Source organism: Gelidibacter sp., from assembly GCF_039916245.1.
Lineage (GTDB): Bacteria > Bacteroidota > Bacteroidia > Flavobacteriales > Flavobacteriaceae > Gelidibacter.
In genome coordinates, this window is sequence record NZ_JBDSLS010000114.1 from 1 (window position 1) to 5,555 (window position 5,555).

A 5,555-nucleotide genomic window follows, 5' to 3' on the forward strand; every position below is an offset into this window, starting at 1 on the left:
ACCGCTTTTGAACCCATGGCTGAATTCAAAAAGTTTACCGCATCATTGCTCACCCCAACCACCAAATCAGCAACCGCTAAAATGGCCAAGGCAATCATCATGTAAAAATAAATATTATCCATAAGTTAGTTTAAACTAGTTTGCAAATATCCTTACAGTTTTCAAGAGCAATGTTACCGCAATGTTAATTTTTTAAAAATCGATGGCAAATTGCAGTCGCCACATGAGTTGATCGCTTGATGTATTCATCGCTAAATAGCTCATATCGGTTTGAACTTTCAATTTATGGCCTAAAATATATCTCGAAACCCCTAAGGTGTACTGGTTTTCAAGATCTCTTCCCGTAATAACTTGGTCAAATGCGATGTTGGTAAATCTTGCTGAAACTTCCCAATTGTTTACAAATAGGTAACCTGCCTGAAGATTCAGCCCTTTTCCTATATTAACCTCATCTCCTGTAAGCGAACCATCAGAATTTTTAGCGAATGGATCAGAAGCGGTTCTGTGAGCATATTCGCCCATAAAAGAGAGTCCTTGGTACTTAAACATGGCATCCACGACCAAAGTAGAAATATTACTTTTATGAAGACCGGTATCCGTAACCATATAAGCACCTTGATTACTCCGCGTTTTAACCGCATCGTTATTGAAGTCATAACTAATAGCTAAAGCCAGCTTTGGAGTGCTTTCTCTATAGACATCACCACCAACATAATCACCTTTTTTAGTAAATTCACCAAATGGAAGCACTTCAAGTTGAGAGGTATATTGAAAACCGCCGAGATTACCAGTTGTAACATTTCGGCCTTCACCTTGAGATAAAGCAAAAGCTTCCTTAACAATAAACTTCTCAGAAAACTTAAAATGATGTCTTAATTGAATTCCAAGATCTCTATCAATCGTAAAATTACTATCTAATAGTGAGCGATCAACAAACTGAAGATTAGTTGATGAAATGACATGCTCCCTATTGCCTGGAAGTTTAGTTTGACCAAACCACAATTCGAAGTTGTCATAAAAATTCCATTTCATGACCGCATCCAAAATATAGCGAGGCGCATTGGAGGTATATACGGAAGCTCCAGACATATCTCTATTAGAAAGTCCGAGTGCTATTTTATAAGTTAATTTGGGCGAGTAGGCAAATCCATCCAATTTTAGGCGGGCTCTTCGGATCAAAAAATTAGATTCTACATCCGAAAAACTGCTGTTCTGTTCCTCCCATTGTGCCATGCCTTGAAATTGGAGTTGAAATCCGACTTTCATTGCCCAGGTACTATCTTTTCCCTTGAGATTAATGAGCCCGTTTCCAAACTTGGGAGCATCCGTTTCTTGTGCATAAATAACTGAAAAGACAGAAAAGCACAATAATATTAGTACGAGTTGAAGTTTCATGATCTGTATAGTTCGTATGCAAAGAACTGACTTTAATATTTCTTAAACATTAAAGTTTTTAAAATAATTATAGACGATTAGATTCTATGATAGAATAAATATGCACCAGAACTTATTATTTCTCACATCAAAAACTGGTAGATAAAATCCAGTTATTGCCCATTAAACGTATTCATGGTAATATTGATACCCGCCGTTCCAAAGGATTTTATAAGCTCAATGGATTTGTCCAGACGTTCTGCTAATTTTGATTCTTCTTCAGGCGTCCATTCTCCCAAAACATAATCAACTTGCCTTCCTTTACTAAAGGCGTCGCTAATCCCAAACCTGAAACGATTGTAGTTGGTGGTTTGCAATTTATCCTGTGTATCCTTTAATCCGTTGTGGCCACCGTCACTGCCTTTCGTTTTTAGACGAATGGTTCCAAAAGGCAAATTCAAATCATCGGTAATGACCAATAAGTTTTCGAGAGGAATATTCTCTTTGGTCATCCAGTATTGGATGGCCTTCCCACTCAAATTCATATAGGTATTGGGTTTTATTAAAATAAACTGTCGCCCTTTAAATTTATAGACCGTGACGTCTGCTAGTTTCTGGGTTTCAAAACTTAAATCTTCCTTTTTCGCTAAATGATCTAAGATTTTAAAACCAATATTATGGCGCGTATTGGCATATTCACTACCAATATTACCTAAACCTACAATGAGATATTTTTTCATAATGTCTTCTTCAACCAGCGTTGAGTTTTTTGAAAATTTAAAAAGAGAGTTTAAAAACCTCAGCATACACGAAATATTTTATGGCATTTCTTAAAGCGAAATAACAATGATTTCTTTGAAAATATAAGAATTATCCTCACAAATGATTTGGTGCAGGGCAAAAATAAAAGGAATTAAACCCCAGTGCAAACCTTAGACCTAGAAAGTTGAGATTTCAAGAAAAAGCGGATGAGTGGAACTATCATTTTTGACTGCGTCGTTTACAACTTATCAAAACTGAGTTTCATTAATAAAAAAAAGCATCCTGAATACACAGAATGCTTTAAAATATATGATGAAGCAAGATTTACTCTTGACCTTCTGAAGTTGCTTCTGCAGCTGCTTCCGCTCCTCCTTCTAGTTCTTCTTCTTCCTCTGAATCAAATTCAGCAACACTTGCTCTAGAACGTCTCACTTGACAAACTACAGTATTGTCTGGGTGTAAGAAAGTAAAATCTGGATTAGGCAATTCAGTAATATACATTTTACTTCCAATTCTTAAAGGTGTAATATCAACCTCAATAAAATCAGGTAAGTTTGCAGGAATTGCTTTTACTTTAAGGTGACGTTGGTTTTTACGTAACACACCACCATTTAATACTCCTCTAGAAGATCCGATGAAATTAACAGGGATTTCCATAGTAATTTCTTTATCGTCAAATAACTGATAGAAATCTATGTGTAAGATTCTGTCTGTTACTGGGTGAAATTGGATGTCTTGCATAATTGCATTAAGCGACGCTCCGTTTTCTAAGGCAATCACAACTGTATGCGCATTTGGCGTATAAACCAGTTTAGAAAAAGCCAATTCAGGTGCTGAGAAATGCACTGCTTTGTCTCCTCCGTATAGTACGCAAGGAACCTGGCCAGCATTACGTAAGGCTTTTGTTGCTTTCTTGCCTACGCTTTCTCTTGGAGATCCATTGATTGTAATTGATTTCATTTTTGAAAATTATTTATTAATTATTACTATTATTTATTATTGTTAATCCCACTCTCTCCTTTCCTTTGGGAAGGTCGGGATGGGACTACTACATTAAAAACTTAGAGCTGATCGATTTATTGTAATGTACGTTGTGCATTACCTCAGCAAATAACTCAGCACAGCTGAGAACTCTAATCTTATCGCTTTTTTGTTTTAAAGGAATTGAATCGGTAACGATTAGTTCTTGCAATTTTGAGTTTTCCAAGCGTTCATAAGCATTCCCCGATAAAATAGGGTGCGTACAAATAGCTCTAACGCTCAAGGCGCCACGTTCCATCATCAAATCGGCAGCAGCGGTCAATGTTCCGGCGGTATCCACCATATCATCTACCAAAACCACGTTTTTACCTTTGACATCGCCAATCAATTCCATATGTGAAATGACATTGGCTTTTTCACGTTGCTTGTAGCAAATCACGACATCACTTTCCATAGCTCTTGAATAGGCATAGGCTCTTTTAGAACCGCCCATATCAGGAGAAGCAATGGTCAAGTTTTCGAGATTCAAACTTCTCAAATAAGGTAAAAACACGGTAGATGCAAATAAATGATCTACTGGTTTTTCAAAGAACCCCTGAATTTGATCCGCATGTAAATCCATAGTGATAATACGGGTTGCTCCAGCTGCTTCCAGCATTTTCGCTACTAATTTAGCAGCAATCGGCACTCTTGGCTTATCTTTTCTATCCTGTCTTGCCCAACCAAAATAAGGTAGCACTGCAGTAATATGTCTCGCTGAAGCACGCTTTGCAGCATCAATCATCAATAACATTTCCATCAAATGTTCAGGGCCAGGATGTGTTGATCCAATGATAAAAATACGCGTCCCTCTGATGGACTCTTCGTAAGAAGGCTGAAACTCACCATCACTATACGTGGAGGTAATGACATTTCCCAAAGACACACCAAAGGTCTTTGCTATTTTCTCAGCAAGTTCTGTGCTCTGTGAGCATGCAAAAATTTTGGCTTCTGGAACAAAGTTAGGCATCGGTAAAAGATTGTTTTATAACGAATTAATGCTCGTTTTATTTAACAGGCTGCAAATTTAAACATTTATTTGGACAGAAAAAGTATAAAAGTGAGATATTTTAGTTGTTTGTAGAAAAATATTTTATAGTTTTGCAGTCTTATTACCGAATACATGCTCAAGTGGTGGAATTGGTAGACACGTTGGATTCAAAATCCAATGTCGCGAGACGTGTGGGTTCGATTCCCACCTTGAGTACAAAAGGCTTCAACAGAAATGTTGGAGCCTTTTTTTTATTTACATGAGCAACGACGCAAATTCTTCATTTTATGCGATTTGATAAGCCTTAAAGGCATTCTCTAGCTCCTTATTGATATCATCTCTGACAAAATCAGGCTCTAAAACCTCCACCAAGCTTCCATATTTCAACAATTGCTGCTTCAGCTCAAAATTGTAGCTCACAAATAATTTAATGGTGTAAAAACCGTCTAAACCATCGGCGACCTCTTCTTGTGAGCGGTGCAGCTTCAAGGATTCCAAATAAGGCTTCTGGCTGGCATGAAAACGCAGAACCATGCGTGTCGGTTTATGATCACTAAAATTTAAACCAATAGTATGAGATAGTTTTTTGTTAGCTTCTTCCGTTTTGTTTTTAAAAGATGGCTTATCTAAAACTTTTAAATCTGCGAGTCTATCGAGGCCAAACACCCGAAAACCTTGATCATTTTCTCCTACGACATACCATCTGTTTTGATATTCTTTAAGTAAATGCGGTTTTATAGCATGAGTCTTGACATCTTTTCTATTGGTATGATAAAAACTGGTGTGCTGAAAACTAATTTCTTTACGGTTTTTAATCGCTTCCAAAATAACATCAAAATATTGGAAATTCTTAACCAAACTGGTTTCATCCAAGGACAGATATTTATGGGTCTCTTTCTCTAAAGTGACGCTTTTATTGAGCAAGTTTGATAAGGCAATCCGTTTGAAGAGATTGGTTAAGAAAGAAAATTCTTCTGTGTTTTCTACTTCTAACTTATAACCTTTGGTTTTGACGTTGTGAATTTTAAATCCAAGGTCAACCAAAAATTTATAATCTCTATTTAAGGAAGAGGTCGAAAAATTTAAGCCTTCCCTTTTCAGCGCAGTTTCTATTTGCTCCCAAGTTACCAAGCCACCATCCTGTGACAAGAGCTCCAAAAAAACTAAATACCGCCGAATGTCTTTACTCATAATTATTGATTTTTTTACTTTCCCATTATCTGGGAAAGCTACAGATTAACTTTGTTTCAAACAATAAAAAACAATGCCTTATGGATTTAAAAAAATCACAATTGGATCAATTAAGCAACATATCACCATATGATATGCCTTACAATAAAGGTGGCGAAGATGATTTCTGCAAAGATGAAATTACAGTCGCACTTATTATAGTAGGTTGCACTTTGGC

5 protein-coding genes and 1 tRNA gene are annotated in these 5,555 nt (G+C 36.7%); 1 reads left to right on the forward strand and 5 read right to left on the reverse strand.

What is annotated here, in order from left to right; all coding sequences use genetic code 11:
• Positions 1–192: 192 nt before the first annotated feature.
• The 4 genes from ABIQ28_RS05950 to ABIQ28_RS05965 all read right to left on the reverse strand — a co-directional run bounded on the left by ABIQ28_RS05950 (position 193) and on the right by ABIQ28_RS05965 (position 4,126).
• On the reverse strand, positions 193–1,395 hold the full coding sequence (locus tag ABIQ28_RS05950; RefSeq protein WP_348035964.1) for a porin: 1,203 nt from the start codon (positions 1,393–1,395) through the stop codon (positions 193–195).
• Positions 1,396–1,547: 152 nt separating this feature from the next.
• Complete coding sequence (gene pth / locus ABIQ28_RS05955) at positions 1,548–2,180, reverse strand: aminoacyl-tRNA hydrolase (RefSeq protein WP_348035965.1); 633 nt, start codon at positions 2,178–2,180, stop codon at positions 1,548–1,550.
• A 280-nt stretch (positions 2,181–2,460) separates the two neighbouring features.
• A complete protein-coding gene (locus ABIQ28_RS05960) occupies positions 2,461–3,096 on the reverse strand; it encodes a 50S ribosomal protein L25/general stress protein Ctc (RefSeq protein WP_348035966.1) in 636 nt (211 codons plus the stop codon).
• Positions 3,097–3,184: 88 nt separating this feature from the next.
• Positions 3,185–4,126, reverse strand: coding sequence for a ribose-phosphate pyrophosphokinase (locus tag ABIQ28_RS05965; RefSeq protein ID WP_348035967.1), 942 nt, complete (start codon positions 4,124–4,126; stop codon positions 3,185–3,187).
• A gap of 155 nt (positions 4,127–4,281) precedes the next feature.
• Between ABIQ28_RS05965 and ABIQ28_RS05970 the strand changes: the two genes are divergently transcribed.
• A tRNA-Leu gene (locus ABIQ28_RS05970) sits at positions 4,282–4,363 on the forward strand.
• A gap of 69 nt (positions 4,364–4,432) precedes the next feature.
• On the opposite strand, the gene ABIQ28_RS05975 is transcribed toward ABIQ28_RS05970, so the two are convergent.
• A complete protein-coding gene (locus ABIQ28_RS05975) occupies positions 4,433–5,338 on the reverse strand; it encodes a WYL domain-containing protein (RefSeq protein ID WP_348035968.1) in 906 nt (301 codons plus the stop codon).
• Positions 5,339–5,555: the final 217 nt, after the last annotated feature.